The following is a 20,111-nucleotide window of genomic DNA, read 5'->3' on the forward strand; positions in this document are numbered from 1 at the left end:
GTCGTCGATCAGCCGACGAGGTGCCTTCGCAGCATGAAGAGATAGAAGATCTCGGCGGCGATCAGGATGGCTCCGACCGTCGCCATGTTTCGGGCGACAGCGGACCCGTCGTCGCCGGGGCCATGGCTGACGGCCACCGTCGCCATGACGATCAGGCCGATCGCCGGGATGAATCCGAGCGCGATCCATATGGGCGCGTACCATGTCGGCTGCCCGTTCAGGCCCCATTGCATCGGAAGCCGGTCGAGATCGCCCACCCAAGAGCCCGCAAGGGCCGACAGGCATGAAAGAATGACGAGAGTCAGGACGGCGAAGACGTAGACGGTCGGCATCGACAATCCTCCGAACGGCCGAGGCTATGACCCCGCGACGCTATCAGGCGGTATCGATCCGCCCTTCCAGACCGAGCACGCGGCCGAGGCCGCGGACGCGGTTGAGAAGGCGATCGCCCGGCAGCGCGGCCAGATCCACAGGCAGGGTCAGGGTCACCCGTCGATCCGCGACGAGGAGGGGCATGCGGGCCAGCGCCCCCTCCATCCCCGCCGAGATCGGGAAGGCGACACGCAGGAGGGCGCCGAGGAGGCGGGCGCGTTCGAACAGGCGCGGCCCGGCGAGGCTTCGCAGCATCGGGCTGGCCTTGTCCGCCGCGACGCCCTCGTGGCGGAAATAGACCGCCAGGGCGAGATAGGCCCGTCCGGGGTGGTCGATCCCGACGAAGGCGGCATGCGTGATGACGTTGATGCTCTGTTCACCCCGGTAATCGGGGTGTGCGCGCCAGCCGATATCCGAGAGGAGACAGGCGGCGTGCCGCAGGCGGCGCTCGTCGGCCGTCTCCGGCCCGTCGAGGGTTGCGACGAACCGGTCGGTCCAGGCGATGAGGTCGCTGCCATGGCCCGGCGAGCGGGCGCGGAGGCGGTTCAGTTCCGCCGCCGCCGCGAGGAGCGGGTCGGTGAGGCGGGTGTCGCGGTCGAGCTGCTCGTAGAGCAGCCCCTCGCGCACGCCGGAGGCCGAGATGGCGAGCTCGCGGGGGCGGCCGACGCGGATGATCTCCTCCAGCACCACGGCGCCGTAGGCGAGGAGGGGCCGGCGCGCCTCCGAGACGGCCTCCACGTCCTGCAGCAGGGCGGCGTCGGTGCGCTCCACCACTTCGAGGAAGCTGAGTTCGTCGGAAGGCTCGATGCTGTAGCCGTGCATGACGTGGAGCGGGTAGCCCCGCGCGGCCTGATGCAGGCGGGCGAGCGCCCGCCAGGTGCCGCCCACCGCGTAGAAGCTGCGCCCGCGCAGGGTCTCCAGCTGGGGGGCTGCCTTCGCGAGGTTCTCGCGGGCGATCTTGAGGGCCTTCTTCACCGACCCGCCGGAGAGATCCTGGAGGGCGAGACCGCCGAGCGGCATCGTCACCCCCTGCCCTACCGTGGCGCCGCGCACGTCCACCAGTTCGAGGGAGCCGCCACCGAGATCGCCGACGACCCCATCCGGCGTATGGAAACCGGAGATCACACCGAGGGCGGAGAGCTCCGCCTCCCGCCGTCCCGACAGGAGCTCGATCCGGTGGCCGCAGGCGGCCTCCGCCGCGGCGAGGAATTCCGGGCCGTTCTGCGCGTCGCGCGCGGCGGCCGTGGCCAGCACGAAGACGCGGCCGACGCGCATGGTCTCGCAGAGGATGCGGAAGCGCGCCAGCGCGCTGAGGGCGCGCCGAACCGCCTCCTCGTTGAGCCGGCCCGTGCTGAAGACGTTACGGCCGAGGCCACACAGGACCTTCTCGTTGTAGAGCGGCGTCGGCGCGCGGTTCAGGCCGTCATAGGCCACGAGACGCACGGAATTCGAGCCGATGTCGATGATCGCTACCGGTTCCACGCGATCTTGCACGCCGGGATCCCCCTGAGTCGTGAAGCCCGTACCTGTCATGCCGTCACGAGGAAGTCCCACGACCAGCTCCTGCCGGTATCGTCCGCTCAAGGACGCTGGGCTCTACGGCTCAGCGCGCGCGGACTCGACTTCTTCGAGGACTTGCCCCGGCCGGACAGGCTCGGGTTCGTCATGAAGTACTTGTGCGCGTTGAACGGCTCCTCGCCTTCGGAGGGCTGGACACGTTCACTCGCGCCAGACGCCAGTACACGCCAGCTCTGCTGGTTGTCGAGGAGATTGGCGAGCATGATCTGGTCCAGCACCTGCTGATGCACCGTTTGGTTAGTGATCGGCAACAGCGCCTCCACGCGCCGTTCGAGGTTGCGGGTCATCAGGTCTGCCGACGAGATCGACACCGTCGCCTTTGGGTGCGGCAGGCCGAACCCGTTGCCGAAGGCGTAGATCCGCTCGTGTTCGAGGAAGCGCCCGACGATGGATTTCACCCGGATCGTATCCGACAGGCCGGGAATGCCCGGCCTGAGGCAGCAGATGCCGCGCACGATGCAGTCGATCTGCACCCCGGCCTGGGACGCGTCGTAGAGCGCGTCGATGATCTGCCCGTCCACCAGGGAGTTGCACTTGATCCAGATCGCCGCCGGCCGCCCGGCTTTGGCATGGGCCACTTCCGCCGCGATGTTTTCCAGGAGCCGGGGCTTGAGGGTCAGCGGCGAGACCGCCATGCGCTCGAGTTCGGCCGGTTCGGCATAGCCGGTGATGTAGTTGAACATGCGGCTGACGTCGCGGGCCACCGCCGGGTCGGCGGTGAAGAACGACAGGTCGGTGTACACCCGCGCCGTGATCGGGTGATAGTTGCCGGTGCCCACATGGCAGTAGCTCACGAGCTTGTCGCCCTCGCGCCGCACCACCATCGACAGCTTGGCGTGGGTCTTCAGCTCGATGAAGCCGAACACCACCTGCGCGCCGGCCTTCTCCAGGTCGCGGGCCCAGCGGATATTGGCCTCCTCGTCGAAGCGCGCCTTCAGCTCCACCAGCGCCGTCACGGACTTGCCGAGTTCGGCGGCTTCCGCCAGCGCCGCCACGATCGGCGAGTTCGAGGAGGTGCGGTAGAGCGTCTGCTTGATCGCGACCACGTTGGGGTCGCGGGCGGCCTGGGCCAGGAACTGCACCACCGCGTCGAAGGATTCGTAGGGGTGGTGGACGATGAAGTCCTTCTGCCGGATGGCGGCGAAGACGTCGCCGCCGCTCTCGCGGATGCGCTCGGGGAAGCGAGGGTTGTACGACTTGAACTTCAGGTCCGGCCGGTCGATCCCGACGATCTGCGACAATTCGTTGAGGGCGAGCATGCCCTCGACTACGAAGATCGCGTCGTAGCCGATCTCGAGTTCGTCGGCGACGAAGGCGCGCAGATCCTCCGGCATTCCCGCCTCGACTTCGAGCCTGATGACGACGCCGCGGCGGCGCTGCTTCAGGGCGCTCTCGAAATGCAGGACGAGGTCTTCGGCCTCCTCCTCGATCTCGAGGTCGGAATCGCGGATCACCCGGAACGCACCCTGCCCTTTCACGAAGTAGCCTGGGAACAGGCGGCCGGTGAACAGGACGATGACCTGCTCGATGGCGATGAAGCGGGCGGTGGAATCCCCCGCGACCTCCGGCAGGCGCACGAAGCGGTCGAGGACGGCGGGCAGCCGGATCAGGGCGCGCAGGGTCCGCCCGTCGCGCGGGCGCACCATCATCAGGGCGATGCTGGAGCCGAGGTTCGACAGGAACGGAAACGGATGGGCCGGGTCGATGGCGAGCGGCGTCAGCACCGGGAAGACGTGGCTGAGGAAGTACTCCTCGAGCCAGGCCTTGTGATCGGGGGTGAGGTTGCCGGGCTCCACGAGGTCGACGCCGACACCGTGGAGGTCGTCACGCAATTCGCGCCAGCGCCGCTGCTGGTCGAGGGCGAGGCGGGAGACTTCGGAACCGATGCGGGTGAGCTGCTCGGACGGGCTGAGCCCGTCCTGCGACGGCTGGATCAGGCCGGCGCGGACCTGGTCGTGCAGGCCCGCCACGCGGACCATGAAGAACTCGTCGAGGTTGTTGGCCGAGATCGAGAGGAAGCGCAGCTGCTCCAGCAGCGGATGGCTGGCGTTGGAGGCCTCTTCCAGCACCCGGCGGTTGAACTGCAGCCAGGACAGCTCCCGGTTCACGAAGCGCTCGGGCGAATGGCGCAGGGCGCGGCCGGCGGCGAGCACGGTCTCCCGCGCCACGGGTTCGACTGTCGCTCGTTCTGTCGCCGTGTCGGCCATGATCGTCTCCGCCAGAATCGAGCCCGATTCCGTCTGTGCCTCGGGGGCCTCGTCGAACGAGGCCGATTCTGCCGGGAGAGGCGCTCCGGGGCCGGGCTTCGTCGTCCGTGTCCGGACGGTGGCGGGGCGAACCGGACCGGCCTCCGCCGGCCGGCGCCGGGCGGCGGGGCGTTTGGGCGCCAGGGATTCGGGTGCCGCGGAGCCGCGGCCGTCGTCGCCGGAGCGGGGTTCGTCTGGCGAGGCGTCGGCCGCTGGAGCGATCTTCCGCTCCTCGACAGCCGTTCCCTCCGTATCCGATCCCTTGATGTCCGACTCCTTGGCGATCGCGTCCGAATCCACTTCCGGCAACGGGTCTTCTCCTCACTCTGCTCGAACGAACGGCCTCGTAGCATGCGGCCGGGCCGTCGCGTCTGACAATTCCATGACAATCAGGATGGGCGGGCGATCAAGCCGGCGCGTCGTCCTCGTCGGTCTCGTCGTCCGGCACTCCCAGATCGGCCAGGACAGACATGGCCAGCGGCCTCGTGATGCGGCGGCCGCGCCTCAGGGCGTCGCGGTCGAGTTCGGCCACCACGGCCCGGGCCCTGGCGAGGGAGCGGTCGATCCGCAGGGCGATGGCCTCGACGACGCTGAGATCGACCACGAGCTGGCGGTCGACGAAGAGCTTGACCAGCACCGCCCGCATCAGCGCGTCGTCGGGGGGAAGGATGGTGGCGCCCGGTGCCAGCCTCAGGCGCGAGCGCAGATCGGCGGTGACGAGGCCGAGCGCCTCCACCGGTGCGGCCGCCGTAATAAGGACGGGGCTGCCGTTCTCGCGGGCGAGGTTGAGGAGGTGGAACAGGGCCGCTTCCTCGCGGCCCTCGGGGCGGTCGATATCTTCGATGACCAGGGCGCCGTTGGAGACGAGATGCGTGACCGAATCGGCGGTGACCTCGGAGGCCGGGACGGTCCAGGCATGGGAGCGCGTTGCCCAGATCGAGGCGAGGTGGCTCTTGCCGCTGCCCGATGGCCCGGTGATGAGGCAGACCGTATCGGGCCAGCGCGGCCAGGCCTCGATCAGCCCGTAGGCCGCCTCGTTGGCCGGCCCCACCAGGAAGTCCTCGCGGCCGTAGCGCGGGTCGAGGGGCAGGTCGAAGGCGAGCTGCTTCGGGGGCGCGGCCTCGCGCATCGGCGATCTCATCCCTCGCGCTTCTGAATCAGGATCGGTTCCTCGGCATAGTAGAGCGGACTCTGGAGATAACGCGAGATCGCGAAGCGCACGATGACGCCGATGGAGGCCGCGACGGGGACGGCCAGCAGCAGGCCGAGGAACCCGAACAGCGAGCCGAAGGCCAGGAGCGCGAACATCAGCCAGACCGGGTGCAGGCCGACCGAGTCACCGACGAGCTTGGGCGAGATGACGTTGCCCTCGAAAAACTGGCCCACCACGAACACGGCGACGGTCAGTCCGATATGGAGCCAGTCGGAGGTCGGCCAGAACTGGACCAGGGCGACGCCCACCGAGAGCAGGAACCCGACGAGGGTGCCGACATAGGGGATGAAGGTGAGGAAACCCGCGATCATCCCGATCAGCACGCCGAAATTCACGCCCACGAAGAACAGGCCGACGGCATAGAACGTCCCCAGGATGAGGCAGACCAGGGTCTGCCCCCGCACGAAGCCGATGATCGCCCGGTCGATCTCGCCGGCCAGACGCCGCACGGTGGTGCGGTGGCGCGGAGGGGTCCAGCCGTCGACGGTGGCGACCATCCGGTCCCAGTCGACGAGGAGGTAGAAGGCCACGACGGGGGTCACGACGAGGAGCGAGGCGATGGAAACCAGCGCTTGGCTGCCCGACCACAGCGATTTGAGGAAGGCCAGGAACCACGTGCCGCCCTGCCCCACCAGGGCTCCGACGGAGGATTGCAGGTCGTTGAGAACGTCCGCTCCGCCGACCCGTGTGAGGATCGGCCCGACCCGCTCGACGATGATGCCCTGAAGCCGTGACACCATGCCGGGGAACGTCGTCACAAGCGCCGAGATCTGATTGGCCGCCAGGGGCACCACGATCAGCAGGATCACCACGAGCCCGACGACGAACATGGCGAGGATGAGGAGCGAGGCGGAGAGCCGCCCGAGACCCCAGCGCTGGAGCCTGTCGGCCATGGGGTCGAGGAGATAGGCGAGCGCCAGCCCTGCCACGAAGGGCAGCATCACGCCCGAAAGCAGATAGAGCAGAAGCGCGACGACGCCGAGGCCCACCAGTCCGATTACCGCCCTGCCGCGCATCGGCCCTCCTCCGTCTCGCCCGTCGCCCGCGCACAAGAGTGGGAAGGCGGTGCGGCGCGGTCAAGGCTCGCCCGCGGAGGCCCGGCCCGCGACCGGGGGCGGGCTTGGATGACTTTCATCGGCACGAGAGCGGATTTTTAACAAGATAGACTGCATTATTCCCGTTACGACGGGGGATAAAATGAGTCTATCGCGAAAGTTTGCTGTTTTAATCGCAGCTATGCTGGTATCCAGCTTGCTCCTGGCTGGGTCCATCATCCTTTATGGACGGGCTGTCGACCAGGTGAGCGCGGCCTACGCGACCCGCCAGCAATCGATCCTCCTCGCCGACGAGATCCGGCAGAGTTCGGACGACCTCACCCGGCTCGGCCGCACCTACGTCGTCACCGGCCAAGCGTCGTACAAGCAGCAATATTTGGACATCCTCGACATCCGCTCCGGCCGCAAGCCGCGCCCGGAGGAGTATCATCGCATCTACTGGGATTTCGTCGCGGCCGGCGTGGCGAAGCCGCGCCCCGACGGCGAGACCGTGTCGGTGCACGACCTGATGAAGCGTCTCGGCTTCAGCCGGCAGGAAACCGACATGCTGGCGGAATCCGTCCGGAATTCGGACGGGCTGGTTCATCTCGAGGTTGAGGCGATGAATCTCGTCGAGGGCAAGGACAAGGATGGCCAGCCCCTGGCACAACCGAACCCCGCCCGAGACCGCGATCGGGCGATCGGGCTCGTCCATTCGGAGGCCTATCACGGTTTCAAGGCGCAGATCATGAAGCCGCTCGACGCGTTCTACGGGCTGATGCAGTCCCGCACCGACGCGGCCGTCGCTGCAGACGAAGCCCAGGCACACTTCTACTTCGCCGTCGTCATCGGCACGCTGGTCGCCACCGTCGCCACCTTCCTGGCCCTCGGCTGGTTCGCCCACGAGGCGCTGGTCCGCGGCTACGGCGCGGTCGGCCTGGCCATGGGCCGGATCGCCGAGGGCGATTACGCCGCCGCGGTGCCCTGCCTGGACCGCCGGGACGAGGTCGGCAGCCTCGCCCGGGGCCTCGAAGCGTTCAAGGCCAACCTCGCCCGGGACGTGGCGGAGCGTCATGCCGGGGAAACCCGACAGCGCGAGATCGCGCGCCGGGCTCAGACCGAGACCCTGGCGCAGGCCTTCGAAGCGGCTTTCGGCGGCATCGTCCGCGCCGTGGCGACCTCCGTGGGTGAACTGCAGGACACCGCGCAGGCGATGTCGCAGATGGCCGGCGACACCGCCGACCGTTCCGGCGCGGTGATCCGTGCCGCGCAGGAGGCCTCGGCCAACGTCGCCGCCGTGGCGGCAGCGGCGGAGCAACTCAGTGCCTCGGTGTCGGAGGTCGGCCGTCAGGTCGATAGTTCGGCGGCGCTGACGCAGGCGAGCGCGACGGAGGCCGGGCGCACCGTCGGGCTGGTCCAGGATCTGAGCCGGGTGGCGACCCGTGTCGGCGACGTGGTGGCGATGATCAACGGCATCGCCAGCCAGACCAACCTGCTCGCCCTCAACGCCACCATCGAGGCCGCGCGTGCCGGCGAAGCGGGACGCGGCTTCGCGGTGGTGGCGGCCGAGGTCAAGGAACTCGCCACCCAGACCGCCAGGGCCACCGACGAGATCGCCTCCCAGATCGGCGACATCCAGTCGGTCACCCGGGAGGCGGTGACGGCGATCGGCGCCATCGCCGGGCGCATCGACGACTTGAGCGGGATCTCGGGCGCGATCGCGGCCGCGGTGGAGGAACAGGGGGCAGCGACCCGGGAGATCGTTCGCAATATCCACCAGACCGCCGATGGCACCGGTCAGGTCACGTCTCATATCGGCGGCGTCGCCGACGCGGCGCAGAGGGCCGGCGGAGCGGCCGAGCGGGTGCTTTCCGTCGCCTCCTCGGTCTCGCACGATGCCGACCATCTCGATGCCGAAGTCACCCGTTTTCTGGCGCAGCTTCGCGCCGCCTGAGGACGATGCTCCGATCCGCGCAAGGCGTCGCCTGTCCGGTTCATCGAAGCGGGCGCGGGGATCGGCGAGCCCGGTGCGGCCCTCGTCGAACGGTTGAGGCGATCGAAATCTGCTTCCGCGCCCGGCACCGGGTGCCGAACTCGTCCGCGACGACTCGCCGAGACCGCCGCGACCCGTTAGAGCAGCCGGGACAGGACGTTGAGACGAGGTGCCGATGACGGCCGAGAGCAAGAACGGCGAGAGCCGGAACGGAATGACCTACGCGGATGCGGGCGTCGACATCGATGCGGGCAACGCCATGGTCGAGACGATCAAGCCGCTGGTGCGCTCCACCCGCCGGCCCGGCGCGGATGCCGAGATCGGCGGGTTCGGCGGGTTGTTCGACCTGAAGGCCGCCGGCTTCTCCGACCCGATTCTGGTGGCAGCCAATGACGGCGTCGGCACCAAGGTCAAGATCGCCATCGAGACCGGCCGCCACGATACGATCGGCGTCGATCTCGTGGCGATGTGCGTGAACGACATCATCGTCCAGGGCGCCGAGCCGCTGTTCTTCCTCGATTATTACGCCACCGGCAAACTGGTGCCGGGGGTCGGCACCGACATCGTGCGCGGGATCGCGGCGGGCTGCCGGATCGCGGGCTGCGCGCTGATCGGTGGCGAGACCGCCGAAATGCCGGGCCTCTACGACGGGGCGGATTACGATCTGGCCGGCTTCAGCGTCGGCGCCGCCGAGCGTGGCAAGCTCCTGCCACGCCCCGGCATCGCGCCCGGAGACGTCGTCCTCGGGCTGCCCTCCTCCGGGGTGCATTCCAACGGATTCTCGCTGGTCCGCCGGATCGTCGAGGCAAGCGGCCTCTCCTACGACGACCCGGCCCCGTTCGAGTCGTCGCGCTCGCTGGGCGACGCTCTCCTCGAGCCGACCCGGATCTATGTAAAGCCGCTGCTGGCCGCCCTGAAGGCAACGGACGGGATCAAGGCGCTCGCCCACATCACCGGCGGCGGCTTTCCCGACAACCTGCCCCGCGTCCTGCCCGATGGCGTCGGCATCCTGATCGACCTCGACACGATCGTCCCACCCCCGGTCTTCGGCTGGCTCGCCCGCGAGGGCAACGTCGCCGAGCACGAGATGCTGCGCACCTTCAATTGCGGCATCGGCATGGTGGCGGTGGTCTCGCCGGAGAGTGTGTCGGCGGTGACCCGGGCGCTCGACACCGCAGGCGCCTCGCCGATCCGCCTCGGGCTCATCACCGAGCGCGGACCCGATCCGGTGACCTTCCAGGGCAAGCTCGCCCTGTGATGGCTCCCCGACCCAAGATGCGGGTCGCGATCCTGATCTCGGGACGCGGCTCGAACATGGTCTCGCTGATCGAGGCCGCGAAGGCCCCGGATTATCCGGCCGAGATCGTCCTCGTCGCCTCTAACCGGCCGGAGGCGGGCGGGCTCGCCCATGCCGCGAGCGCCGGGATCGCCACGACGGCGCTCGATCACCGCGCCTATCCCGACCGGGCGAGCTTCGATGCCGCCCTGAACGCGGAACTCGAAGCGGCCGGGATCGAGCTCGTTGTGCTCGCCGGCTTCATGCGGATTCTCTCCGCGGGCTTCGTCGAGGCATGGGCCGGGCGGATGATCAACATCCATCCTTCGCTGCTGCCGCTGTTTCGCGGCGTCCATACCCACGAGCAGGCCCTGGCGGCGGGCGTGCGCCTGCACGGCTGCACGGTGCATTACGTGGTGCCGGAACTCGATGCCGGGCCGATCGTGGCCCAGGCCGCTGTCCCGGTCCTGCCGGGCGACGATGCCGACAGTCTCGCCGCGCGCATTCTCGTGGAGGAACACCTCCTCTACCCGCGTGCCCTTGCGCTGATCGCCGGCGGACGGGCAAGGCTGGAGAGTGGCCGCGTGGTGTTCGCCGGAGACATCAGGCCGGCCGAGGGGGCCTTGCTCAGCCTGTCCGCGCAAGGCTGAGGCCCGAGCCGCCGATCCCGAGATATCGAGATCGGCGATGATGACGGCTTATGCCGGGCGCGGCAGCTGGCAGCTGTCGAGGGCCGACAGCGCCTTGGCGCGGGCGGAATCGTTGAAATAGCCGGTGGTGCGGTAGGATTCGAGCTCGGCCGGGTTGAGGCTCGCCAGGGTCTGCTTGGCGTAGCAGCCGCACGGGCGAGCGAGCGACGCCTCGGGGACGCTCTGCAGGCGGGACTGCGTCACCGTGCAGGCGTGGCGCACACGACCGGTGAGGTTGCCGGCGGAAGCCGTCTTCAGGGCCGGATCGGGCGTGTAGCCTTCGAGGGAGGCCGTGGGCGTCCCCTTGTTCGCGTTACACGCGGCGAGCAGGGAGATGAGGCCGGCGGCGAGCAGGATCCGGCCGGTGCGCGGAGCGATGGAGCGCATGGAATGTGGGGTCCGTGAAAGGGATTCGGTGAGGGAATTCCTTTCACGTTCACACGACTCGCGCGCAAGGGCGTTCGCGCCACACCCGGCATCGTTCCGCGCCACGCTCCCGGTTCACCGGACGACGATGCGATCACGAACCCGTTGGCGGCGCGAAAGCCGGTCGGGCTCAGCCGACGATGTCGGAATCCTGGAAGAACTGCGCGATCTCGATCTTCGCGTTCTCGGCGCTGTCCGAACCGTGCACGGTGTTCTCGCCGACCGACTCGGAGAAGGTCTTGCGGATGGTGCCCTCGTCGGCGTTGGCCGGGTTGGTGGCGCCCATCACGGTGCGGTAGGCGGCGACGGCGTTCTCGCCCTCGAGCACCTGCACGACCACGGGGCCCGAGGTCATGAAGGAGACGAGTTCACCGAAGAACGGGCGCTCCTTGTGGATCTCGTAGAACTTTTCGGCCTGGGCCTGGGTCATCTGGATGCGACGCTGGCCGACGATGCGCAGGCCCGCCTTCTCGATCACGGCATTCACGGCGCCGGTGAGGTTCCGCTTGGTCGCGTCGGGCTTCAGGATGGAGAAAGTGCGCTCGGTGGCCATGTTCAGTCCGGTTATGTTCGCTCAGCCGAAAACGGCTTCGGCGGCCGGCTTATAGCGGGCACGCCCCGTCCTCTCAACCCGAAGGACGAAGACGGCGCATCCACAGCGGAATTCCCTTGGCCATGGCTTCGGCGCAACAGTGCCGGAAATTCGCCCGATTGCTGGTGTCTTCTCGCACCAGAAGACGCCGGCCCGGACCGCTCTCGGCGTCCGGCGCGGCCACGACCAAGCTTTCGACCCCAGGCTCACGACCCTTCGCGACGCTCCCGCCGATGCGCCGCGGCCCTTCACAGGCACCAGGAGACCAAAAGCCATGCGCGTTGCCCTGACCTCCGCCTTCCTGCTTTCCGGACTCGTCGCCGCCGCTGCGGCCCCGTCGAAGGACCCGTCCGGCACCTGGCTCACGAAGGACGGCCGCGCCAAGATCCGCATCGATCATTGCGGCCCGAACAGCGCGAACATCTGCGGCAAGGTCGTGTGGCTGAAGACGCCGACCACCGAGACGGGTGCGCCGCGCACCGACGCCAAGAACCCCGACCCGAAGAAGCGCCTGCGCCCGGTCATCGGCCTGCAGCTCATCGAAGGTCTCGCCCCCGACGAAGAGAAGTTCTCCGGCGACATCTACAATATCGACGAGGGCAAGATCTATCAGGTCAGCCTGGAGCGTGAATCCGGCTCCGAGCTGAGCGTGTCCGGATGCCTTCTCAAGGTCCTGTGCGGCTCGGAAACCTGGACCCGCGTGCCGGACGTGAACCAGCAGGCCGCCGTGACTCCGGCTTCCGAAGCCGCTCCCAAGCCGGCGCCGAAGCCCGCGGCCAAGCCGGCCGCGCCTCAGGTCGAAGCCAAGAAGTAGCGGCTCAGAGCGCGGCGAGGCCCCGTTTCACGGCGGGCCTCGCCAGCACTGTGTCGAGCCAGCGACGGACATTCGGCAGGGTCGCCAGATCGATTCCCTGCTTCTCGTGATGCTTGGCCCAGGTCAGGACCGCGATGTCGGCGATGGAATACGTATCGGCGATGTAGTCGCGATCCGCCAAGCGCCGGTCGAGCACGCCGTAGAGACGATGGGCTTCTGCAGAGAACCGTTCGATGGCGTAGGGGATCTTCTCCTCCGCATGGATGCGGAAATGGTGCATCTGACCGAGCATCGGCCCGAAGCCCCCAACCTGCCAGAACAGCCATTCGTCCACTGCCACCCGGGCGCGTTCGTCGGCGGGGTAGAGGCAGCCGGTCTTTCGCCCGAGATATTGCAGGATCGCCCCCGATTCGAAGACCGTGATCGGCTTGGCCCCCGGGCCGTCCGGGTCGACGATGGCCGGGATCTTGTTGTTGGGCGAGATCGCCAGAAAGTCCGGCGCCAACTGGTCGCCCTTGCCGATATTCACCGGCACCACCCGGTAGGGCAGACCGCACTCCTCCAGCATGATGGGGATCTTCCAACCATTGGGCGTGCCCCAGGTATGGAGGTCGATGGGCTTCTGGGTGGCGGCGGCCATGGGAAACGTTCCGCTCGTGTCAGGGTCGCATCATGTCGCCGGATCAAACCGGGCGAGGGGCGGATGGTTGCAGGATCCGCGCCGCCATCGAACGGTGGACGGTGCGCCGCGGCACCGCGAAGGACCTTGCCCTTTACCCGACTTCTGGCTGTGATGATGGCGGTTCCGGCGCCTCACCGTGAGCGCAGGACAACAGCCTGGGGTTGCGATCATGCGGTTTCGTTTTCTTCCGGCCGCGGTGGTCGCGGCGTCGATGGTGCTGGGTTTCGCGACGACGGCGTCCGCCAAGGACCCCGTTGCCGTCGCTCCGGAGCCCGCCGCGAAGGAACCGACGGTCGGGCAGAGCGCCGCCCGCGAGCGGCAGAAGAAATGCGGTGCCGAGTGGCGCGCCCTCTCGGTTACCGACAAGGCCGCGCAGGGGCCGAAATGGCCGCAATATTTTAGTAAGTGCGTCAAGCGCTTGAAGGAGATCAAGGCCTGATCTAGTTCGACTCGGGACCGGCTCGAGCTACGATTGCTCCGGGCCGGAGCGGAGAAACGGGCGGATGCGGGAACGCGAGGCGCTGCAGCGCGTGGTGGCGGTGGCCGCGATCATACCGGTGGCGTCGGGGCTCTTCGGAATCCTGTTCGGGCTCGGAGGAGTCGGCGGCGACAGCCTGTCCCAGATCTCCGCCGACAGCCATTTCCGCTACCTGTCGGGCCTCCTGACGGGCATCGGCATCCTGTTCTGGAGCTGCGTGCCGGCCATCGAGTCGAAGTCGCGCCTGTTCCGCTTCCTCACCCTCGTCGTCGTGCTCGGCGGGCTGGCGCGGTTGCTGGGCCTCTACCTCACCGGCCTGCCCTCGGCGGTGATGCTGGGTGCCCTGGCGATGGAACTGGTGGTGACGCCCCTCCTCTGCCTCTGGCAAATGCGGGTCGCGGCCAAGGCCGCGGATGCGGCGGCGGCCGGGCCTTCTCCGTGAGCGTGATTTCCGCCGGAACACGCCCCTCCCCGGTCGACCGCGCCCTTTCGCTCATGGAGCGCATCGTCCCCGCGCCCTCCGCCTGGGCTTTCGCCCTGCGGATCTGGCTCGCCATGGTGCTGGCCCTCTACGCCGCGTTCTGGCTTCAGCTCTCCGGTGCCTCGTCGGCCGCCGTCTGCGTGGCGATCCTGGCCCAGCCCAAACGCGGCCAGGCCCTGTCCAAGGCGCTGTACCGCTTTCTCGGCACCCTGGCGGGGGGCGCGATATCGATCCTGCTGATCGGTGCGTTCGGACAGGACAGGGTTCTCCTCCTGGTCTCCGTGGCGACCTGGCTCGGCCTCTGCGTCTTCGTCGCCCACTTCCTGCAGGACACGCGGGCCTATGGCGCCATGCTGGCGGGCTACACTGTCGCCATCGTCGCCGTCGCCCATATCGACACGCCGCAGGCGGTCTTCGAGGCCGCCATCGACCGCGTCGCGGCGATCACCATCGGCATCGTCGCCATCACCTTCATCAACGACGCCCTGGCCTCGCCGAGCACGTGGCGCACCCTGCGCAAGCCGCTCTCCGAGGCCCTGTCGGCCACCCGGGCCTTCGCCTGCGAGACCCTGTCCCAGGCGGATCCCGGCTCGGAGCGGGCGGCGGCCCTGATCCGGCAGATCGCGGTGATGCGCGCCGATGCCAGCGCCATCGGCGGCGAGCTCGACGACGGCGCCCGCCGGGCCGCCGGGGCGCGCAGCGCCATCGCCGCGCTCTACGCCATGGCGGCGGCGAGCCGCGCCTTCACCGCCGCCGCTGCGATGCTGGGTCGCGACAGCGCGGCCGTCGCCGAGGGCCGCCGGATCTGCCTGGGTCTCACCGATGACGGGACGCCCGATGCCGAGGCGGCCGCGCATCGCCTCGGTGCCCTGGTGGATGAGGCGATCCAGGGCGGGATGAGCGAGCCCCTGGAGATCCTGGCGCTGCAGCGCGGCCTCGATTTCGCGCGCGCCGCCTCCTTCGCCGCGGACGGTCTGAACGCCCTCTCCACCGGCTGCCGACCGAAGCGCGATGTCGCCCTGCCGACGCATCGCGACCTGCCCGTGGCCCTTCGCGGCGCGGCGCGGGTGGGAATCGCCTTTGGCGCCACCGCCCTCCTCCTCATCGCCGCCGGCTGGCCCGCCACGTCCTTCGCCCTGGTGCAGGTGGCGGCGACCTGTTCGCTCTCGGCCATCGCGCCGGATTCGAAGGCCTTTGCCCGGGGCGTCCTCATCGGAATGCCGCTCGCGGCGCTCTGCGCCGGAATCGTGCTCTTCGGCGTGCTGGGGGGCGAGCAGGGCTTCCCGCTGCTCGCCATCGCCATCGCGCCGGTGATCTTCGTGGCGTGCTTTCTCAGCCTGAACCCGCCGACCTTCGGAATCGGCTTCATCCTGCTCGTGTTCTTCATGGTCCTGCTGTCGCCGTCGAACCCGCAGACCTACGACGCACAGACCTTCCTGGCGAACGCGTTCCTGGTGACCATGGCGGCCTGCATCCTGTTCGTCGCGGTGCGGATCGTGCTGCCGATCTCGCGCGCCCAGCGCCGCGCCTTCGCCCTCGATTCGGCCCGGGATTCGGTGCTGGACGCGCTGGCCGGTGATGGCGGCGACGCCACCACCCGCACCAGCCTCAACAGCGATCGGCTGCTGCAATTCTCACAATGGAGCTCGGGCAGCGGCGCCGTCCGCGCGGCGAGCCTGGACCGTGCCTTCGACCTGGCCCGCCTCGAATCGGCCGCCGCCCGCGCCCATGCCCAGCTGTGCCGCCTCCCCGACGATCCCGCCCTGAACGATGCCGCGAGGCAGGCGCGGGAGGGGCTGGAGGCGGCGGACGCGGCCACGCTCGCCCGGTCCGTTCGCGCGTTCCTCCGGCACGGCCGATCCGTGAGCGCCCCGACGCGGCTCGACATCGCCCGCCTCGTCAGCGACCTGGTGACGGCGGGCGGCATCATGGAGAGCCAGCACCGCCTCCTGCGCCGCCTCGGCATCCTGCGACCGGCCTGATGGAGGCGCCCCATGCGGCATGACATCGATCTCGGCGGCGTCCTGATCTCGCCCTTCGTCGCCTATGTGCTGGCGGCCCTGGCCATCATGGTGCTCCTGCGCTTCGGCTTCAGCCGCATCCGCTTCAGCCGCTACGTCGCCAACCCGCCGCTGGCCGAGGCGGGGATCTTCGTCTGCATCCTCGCGCTTCTCATCGTTCTCTTCTGAGCAATGTGGCTCGCCGACATGGATCTTGCCTGACAATGGCCGACGACGATCTCTCCGACGCTCCCCCGTCCCGCGAGCGCGTGCCGTCCCTCGCGAGGCGCCGGCGTTGGCACGTGGTGCGGCTCCTGGCGACCGTGGTGATCCTGGCCTGCGCCTGCCTGGCCGCCGCCCTGGTCTGGCAGTTCTACGTCACCGCGCCCTGGACCCGCGACGGGCGCGTCCGCGTGCAGGTGGCCAGCGTAGCGCCCCAGGTCTCCGGCCAGATCACCGAACTGCGCGTCACCGACAACCAGACCGTCGCCAAGGGCGATGTGCTCTACGTCATCGATCCGGTGGATTTCGACATTGCCATCGCGACCGCCCAGGCGGAGCTCGAGAACCGCGAGGCCGACCTTCAGGTCAAACGGACCCAGGCGGCCCGGCGCGAGGCCCTGACCACCCTCTCCACCTCGGTGGAGGAGAAACAGCAATATGCGGGCACCGCCAAGATCGCGGAGGCGGCGCTCGCCTCCGCGAAGGCGCAGCTGCATCAGGCCCGGGTCAACCGAGGACGCACGGAAGTGCGCTCGCCGGTGAACGGGCGCGTCACCAACCTCCTCCTGCGCGCGGGCGACTACGCCGCCGCCGGCACCGTCAACGTTGCGGTGATCGATACCGATTCGTTCTGGATCGACGGCTATTTCGAGGAGACGAAGCTGGCCCATATCCATGTGGGCGACGCGGCGAAGGCCGAGCTTCTCGGCTACTCGGCGCTCATCGACGGCCGGGTGGAGAGCATCACCCTCGGCATCAGCAACGCCAACGCCTCGCCGAGCACGCAGGGCCTGCCCAATGTCGACCCGGTCTATACCTGGGTGCGCCTCGCCCAGCGCGTCCCCGTGCGCATTCGCATCGATCGGGTTCCCGACGGCGTCACCCTGGTGGCCGGCATGAACGCCACCGTCTCCGTGGGCGAGCCCGGTGCCCATGGCGGCACGTTCTGGAAGACCCTGCGCGACCGCTTCACGGGACCCTCCGCCTCCTCCGGGCAGGAGCGTGTTTCGGGGGCGGCGGCCCGCTGAAGCCCTGGCCAGGACGACGTCGCGCTTCGCCGAATGCCTCGGGGCAGCATGCCCAGGCAATGGAGAGGTGAAAACTTCTTCAGTATTGGCGCGAAGTTGAGCACGGATCGCGAAGCTGTTTCAACCGCGCTTAAGGACCATGAGCGATTCTTCCGGCATCTTCTCGGCTGGGTCGGGTCACGTGCTGAAATCCATCGACGCCTTTGAGAACGACCCGACCGCGGCGCCCGGAGACGGGGGCGTCACCGACGCGGTGGCCGGCATGGCGACACTCATGCGCCACGCCGCCCGCGCCAATGGACAGGCCGCCAGCTTCACCCGCGAGATCCGTCGCCAGTCGACCGGCGTCGACCGTTCCTTGGCGGCGACACTCGGCAGCGTCGGCCGCGACACGGCGGCGGGAACGGCCGAGCGCCTCCGCGGCGAGCTGGTGGATGCGGTCGGGCAGGCCATGCGCGAGATCAACGCCGAGATCGCCCGCATCGGCGCGCGCATCGACACCAAGGCCACCGAGGCGAGCCGGATCGTCGCCGCCATCGACGGGATCGGCGCGACGATCCGGATGCTGTCGTTGAACGCGACGATCGAGGCGGCGAGAGCCGGTGAGCATGGGCGCGGCTTCGCCGTGGTCGCCGCCGAGGTCCGCGCCCTGGCCGACCAGACCCGGGAGAGCGCACGCAACGCGGCCGGCATCATCGATTTCTCCGATGTCCGCGCCGATCTCTCCGCCCTGCGCGTCTCGACGGACCATGCCCTCGACGGACTCGCCGGTTCCGTGCGGGCCACCGCCGACCGGATCGAAACCCTGCTCGGCGGTGTCGGCGTCGAACTGTCCGCGATCAGCGCCAGCAACGCCTCCATCGGTGAGGCTCTCGGTGCCATGCAGAGCAGCATCGACCGGACGGAGGCCAAGGCCGTCCGCGCCCTGGCTCTGGCCGATGCCACGCTGCAGGCGGCCGCCTCGGGCCTGCCCGCGCCGGACATGGCCCGGCACGGTCTCGCCCGCCGTCCGAAAGGCTTCGATCTCCTCGACGACATCCGGGCGCGCGGTACCCTTCGGATCGCCGTGGAGCCCGATTTTAAGGGATTGTCCTTCCGCAAGGCCGCCGGCGGCGCCCTGCTCGGCCTCGACATCGCCTATGCCACGGCCTTCGCGCGGTCACTTGGCGTTACGCCGGTCTTCGTCGAATGCCCCTGGGACCAGTGCACGGAACTGCTTGATGCGGGCCAGACCGCCGCCGAGGCGCCCGCCGACATCGTCTGGTCGGCCCTGCCGCCGAGCCCGGGATTCGGCGCCATCGCCTATTCGCAGGCCTATACCCATCTCCACTACGTGCTGGCGCGCCGGACCGGCGACACGCGCATCCGCAGCCTGTCCGACCTCGACGGCCGGACGCTCGGCGTCATCAACGATCCGAGCGCCTACGCCACGCTGGAGGCCGCCGGACTGCGCTGGGCCGAGAACCTGCAGGCGAAGGGAAGGCGGGTGGCGACCCTCGGCAGCCTCGTGCCGATCACCGACCAGGGCCGCATCCACGACGCTCTGGCCGAGGGCGTGGTGGATGCCTTCGCCGTGGACGCGCCGATCATGCACTGGGCCTGCACCGGCGCCGACAGCCCGTGGCGCGGCCGCATCGAGATCGTACCCGGCAACATCGCGCCCGCACCCTGGTACTACACCGCCGCCGTCGCCGACCATCCGAGCGCCTGCCGCCTGCTCATGGCGGCGGATGCCTTCATCGCCGCCTTCGCCGGCACGCCCGAGCGTGCCGCGATCGAGCGGCAATGGCAGGGCGGTGCCATTGCCGGCACGGGCGGTTACCGGGACGAGCCGGGAGGCTTGCGCGGCGCGGCGGAACTGGCGGCCGATTACGCGGAGGCGATGGGACGGATGCCCAATCTCGCACCTCCGCGCGGCGGCGTGGCACTCCGGAACGTTGCCTGAATCCGGCCCCGGAACGCGGACGATCCTTTGCCGACCACTTTGTCGACCACCTAGCCAACCACCTGAATGGGCAGCGCTTTTCAGGATGTCGCGGAATGGGAAAGAATACAGTTGCCGGAAAGACGAGATAGGGGCTTGACGTAAGGGCGATCCAGTCGCACCTTGATCATGTGCTCTTGAACAAAGCACAGCTCAAGCAACGAGGAGGCGTAGATCGGTTGTCGATCACGACCAACTTAGAGGCAGGAGATGGGAATGACTCCACCCCAGCAGGATGCTGCGACGATCATCCGGGACTAATTCGGCCTGGACGTTGAGCAGCACAAACGCGAATCACGGGACGGAAGCGGTCTCCGGGGCGCAGAAGCGGCCGATACGGCACGACTTCGAATGCGCAGAATGCCCCAATTCGACCGCTTCCGCCGCCTGTCCATTGTCTTCACCCGACGTGTCCGAGCCTTGAGGCCCGCAAGACCTTCCCACATGACTGATCGCTGATTTTGAGAGAGCGTGGTTTTAGCCCCAGGGCAAGAAACCGCCGTCCTCATACCTCCGGATCATGAAAGTGTTGGATGCTCTCGCGATCGATCTCGGAAGCCTTTCGCCCGCGACGGGCCGGCTTGCCGAGCGCCATGGTCTCGTCAGCGCTGGCGGATCGGCCGCAGCGGGCCGTGGAAGAATCCGGGCTCCATCCCGATCTCGGCGGCGCGCTCACCGATCACGCCGAGGCCGCCCATAAGCCCCATGATCGGCGCATCCAGCAGGGCCGGATGGTTCAGGGCGTTGCCGATCTGGCGGCCCTCCCACCATAACTCCGCGAAGAGAAGGGCGAGGAGGCCGAGCAATCCCCAGGTCTCCAGGCCCCACCCGAGGAGATAGACGCCGTAGGGCGGCGACAGGACCGTGCTGAGACGGGACAGGCCGATCACCCCGGCGAAGCCCAGGACGAGGATCAGGGGCAGGCGAACGAGAAGGCGCCGATACAGGCGCAAGGCCAGGTTGAGTTCCTCGACGGAGGAGTGGTCGAGCCTGAGGGGCATTT

General features: G+C 68.7%; 19 protein-coding genes. 10 read left to right on the plus strand and 9 right to left on the minus strand.

Going from position 1 to position 20,111, the window contains the following annotated elements:
• Nucleotides 1–8: 8 nt before the first annotated feature.
• From ASF34_RS04105 to ASF34_RS04125, 5 genes are all read right to left on the minus strand, one after another.
• Nucleotides 9–332 (minus strand): hypothetical protein, encoded by a 324-nt coding sequence (locus ASF34_RS04105; RefSeq protein ID WP_056159031.1) that lies wholly within the window; start codon nucleotides 330–332, stop codon nucleotides 9–11.
• A 43-nt stretch (nucleotides 333–375) separates the two neighbouring features.
• Complete coding sequence (ppx, locus tag ASF34_RS04110) at nucleotides 376–1,905, minus strand: exopolyphosphatase (RefSeq protein WP_056159034.1); 1,530 nt, start codon at nucleotides 1,903–1,905, stop codon at nucleotides 376–378.
• 47 nt (nucleotides 1,906–1,952) lie between these two features.
• The gene (locus ASF34_RS04115; protein ID WP_244478893.1) at nucleotides 1,953–4,157 is read right to left on the minus strand and encodes an RNA degradosome polyphosphate kinase; all 2,205 of its coding nucleotides are present in this window, start codon (nucleotides 4,155–4,157) and stop codon (nucleotides 1,953–1,955) included.
• 445 nt (nucleotides 4,158–4,602) lie between these two features.
• Nucleotides 4,603–5,325: a DnaA ATPase domain-containing protein gene (locus ASF34_RS04120; RefSeq protein ID WP_018043499.1), complete on the minus strand. Its 723-nt coding sequence runs from the start codon at nucleotides 5,323–5,325 to the stop codon at nucleotides 4,603–4,605.
• 8 nt (nucleotides 5,326–5,333) lie between these two features.
• Nucleotides 5,334–6,425 carry an AI-2E family transporter gene (locus tag ASF34_RS04125; RefSeq protein WP_018043498.1) on the minus strand — a complete coding sequence of 364 codons (1,092 nt, stop codon included), beginning with the start codon at nucleotides 6,423–6,425 and terminating at the stop codon, nucleotides 5,334–5,336.
• Nucleotides 6,426–6,708: 283 nt separating this feature from the next.
• Here ASF34_RS04125 and ASF34_RS04130 point away from each other — a divergent pair, with 283 nt between their 5' ends.
• The 3 genes from ASF34_RS04130 to purN all read left to right on the plus strand — a co-directional run bounded on the left by ASF34_RS04130 (nucleotide 6,709) and on the right by purN (nucleotide 10,362).
• Nucleotides 6,709–8,397 (plus strand): methyl-accepting chemotaxis protein, encoded by a 1,689-nt coding sequence (locus ASF34_RS04130; RefSeq protein ID WP_244478888.1) that lies wholly within the window; start codon nucleotides 6,709–6,711, stop codon nucleotides 8,395–8,397.
• 214 nt (nucleotides 8,398–8,611) lie between these two features.
• Nucleotides 8,612–9,694: a phosphoribosylformylglycinamidine cyclo-ligase gene (gene purM / locus ASF34_RS04135; protein WP_056159043.1), complete on the plus strand. Its 1,083-nt coding sequence runs from the start codon at nucleotides 8,612–8,614 to the stop codon at nucleotides 9,692–9,694.
• Nucleotides 9,694–10,362, plus strand: a complete 669-nt coding sequence (purN, locus tag ASF34_RS04140) for a phosphoribosylglycinamide formyltransferase (RefSeq protein ID WP_018043495.1) — start codon at nucleotides 9,694–9,696, stop codon at nucleotides 10,360–10,362. Before purM ends, purN begins: the two co-directional genes overlap by 1 nt.
• A gap of 48 nt (nucleotides 10,363–10,410) precedes the next feature.
• Here the strand turns inward: purN and ASF34_RS04145 are convergent, their stop codons facing one another.
• The gene (locus ASF34_RS04145) at nucleotides 10,411–10,788 is read right to left on the minus strand and encodes a hypothetical protein (RefSeq protein ID WP_018043494.1); all 378 of its coding nucleotides are present in this window, start codon (nucleotides 10,786–10,788) and stop codon (nucleotides 10,411–10,413) included.
• A gap of 169 nt (nucleotides 10,789–10,957) precedes the next feature.
• Nucleotides 10,958–11,380 (minus strand): nucleoside-diphosphate kinase, encoded by a 423-nt coding sequence (gene ndk / locus ASF34_RS04150; RefSeq protein WP_018043493.1) that lies wholly within the window; start codon nucleotides 11,378–11,380, stop codon nucleotides 10,958–10,960.
• A gap of 313 nt (nucleotides 11,381–11,693) precedes the next feature.
• On the opposite strand from ndk, the gene ASF34_RS04155 reads away from it, so the two are divergent.
• The gene (locus ASF34_RS04155; RefSeq protein WP_056149369.1) at nucleotides 11,694–12,233 is read left to right on the plus strand and encodes a DUF2147 domain-containing protein; all 540 of its coding nucleotides are present in this window, start codon (nucleotides 11,694–11,696) and stop codon (nucleotides 12,231–12,233) included.
• A 4-nt stretch (nucleotides 12,234–12,237) separates the two neighbouring features.
• Here the strand turns inward: ASF34_RS04155 and ASF34_RS04160 are convergent, their stop codons facing one another.
• Nucleotides 12,238–12,873 (minus strand): glutathione S-transferase N-terminal domain-containing protein, encoded by a 636-nt coding sequence (locus tag ASF34_RS04160; protein ID WP_056159046.1) that lies wholly within the window; start codon nucleotides 12,871–12,873, stop codon nucleotides 12,238–12,240.
• A 211-nt stretch (nucleotides 12,874–13,084) separates the two neighbouring features.
• Between ASF34_RS04160 and ASF34_RS04165 the strand changes: the two genes are divergently transcribed.
• The 6 genes from ASF34_RS04165 to ASF34_RS04190 all read left to right on the plus strand — a co-directional run bounded on the left by ASF34_RS04165 (nucleotide 13,085) and on the right by ASF34_RS04190 (nucleotide 19,069).
• Nucleotides 13,085–13,354: a hypothetical protein gene (locus tag ASF34_RS04165; protein WP_056159049.1), complete on the plus strand. Its 270-nt coding sequence runs from the start codon at nucleotides 13,085–13,087 to the stop codon at nucleotides 13,352–13,354.
• A gap of 64 nt (nucleotides 13,355–13,418) precedes the next feature.
• Nucleotides 13,419–13,835, plus strand: coding sequence for a DUF4345 domain-containing protein (locus ASF34_RS04170; protein ID WP_018043489.1), 417 nt, complete (start codon nucleotides 13,419–13,421; stop codon nucleotides 13,833–13,835).
• Between the two features lie 53 nt (nucleotides 13,836–13,888).
• A complete protein-coding gene (locus tag ASF34_RS04175; protein WP_056159052.1) occupies nucleotides 13,889–15,856 on the plus strand; it encodes an FUSC family protein in 1,968 nt (655 codons plus the stop codon).
• Between the two features lie 12 nt (nucleotides 15,857–15,868).
• Entirely contained in the window at nucleotides 15,869–16,063 is a 195-nt protein-coding gene (locus ASF34_RS04180) for a DUF1656 domain-containing protein (protein ID WP_018043487.1), read from the plus strand.
• A 35-nt stretch (nucleotides 16,064–16,098) separates the two neighbouring features.
• The gene (locus ASF34_RS04185; protein ID WP_056159055.1) at nucleotides 16,099–17,124 is read left to right on the plus strand and encodes an efflux RND transporter periplasmic adaptor subunit; all 1,026 of its coding nucleotides are present in this window, start codon (nucleotides 16,099–16,101) and stop codon (nucleotides 17,122–17,124) included.
• A gap of 139 nt (nucleotides 17,125–17,263) precedes the next feature.
• A complete protein-coding gene (locus ASF34_RS04190) occupies nucleotides 17,264–19,069 on the plus strand; it encodes a methyl-accepting chemotaxis protein (protein ID WP_056159057.1) in 1,806 nt (601 codons plus the stop codon).
• Nucleotides 19,070–19,710: 641 nt separating this feature from the next.
• On the opposite strand, the gene ASF34_RS04195 is transcribed toward ASF34_RS04190, so the two are convergent.
• On the minus strand, nucleotides 19,711–20,109 hold the full coding sequence (locus ASF34_RS04195; protein ID WP_018043484.1) for a hypothetical protein: 399 nt from the start codon (nucleotides 20,107–20,109) through the stop codon (nucleotides 19,711–19,713).
• Nucleotides 20,110–20,111 lie beyond the last annotated feature (2 nt).

The organism is Methylobacterium sp. Leaf106 (assembly GCF_001422895.1).
In the GTDB taxonomy this organism is placed as follows: Bacteria; Pseudomonadota; Alphaproteobacteria; order Rhizobiales; family Beijerinckiaceae; genus Methylobacterium; species Methylobacterium bullatum.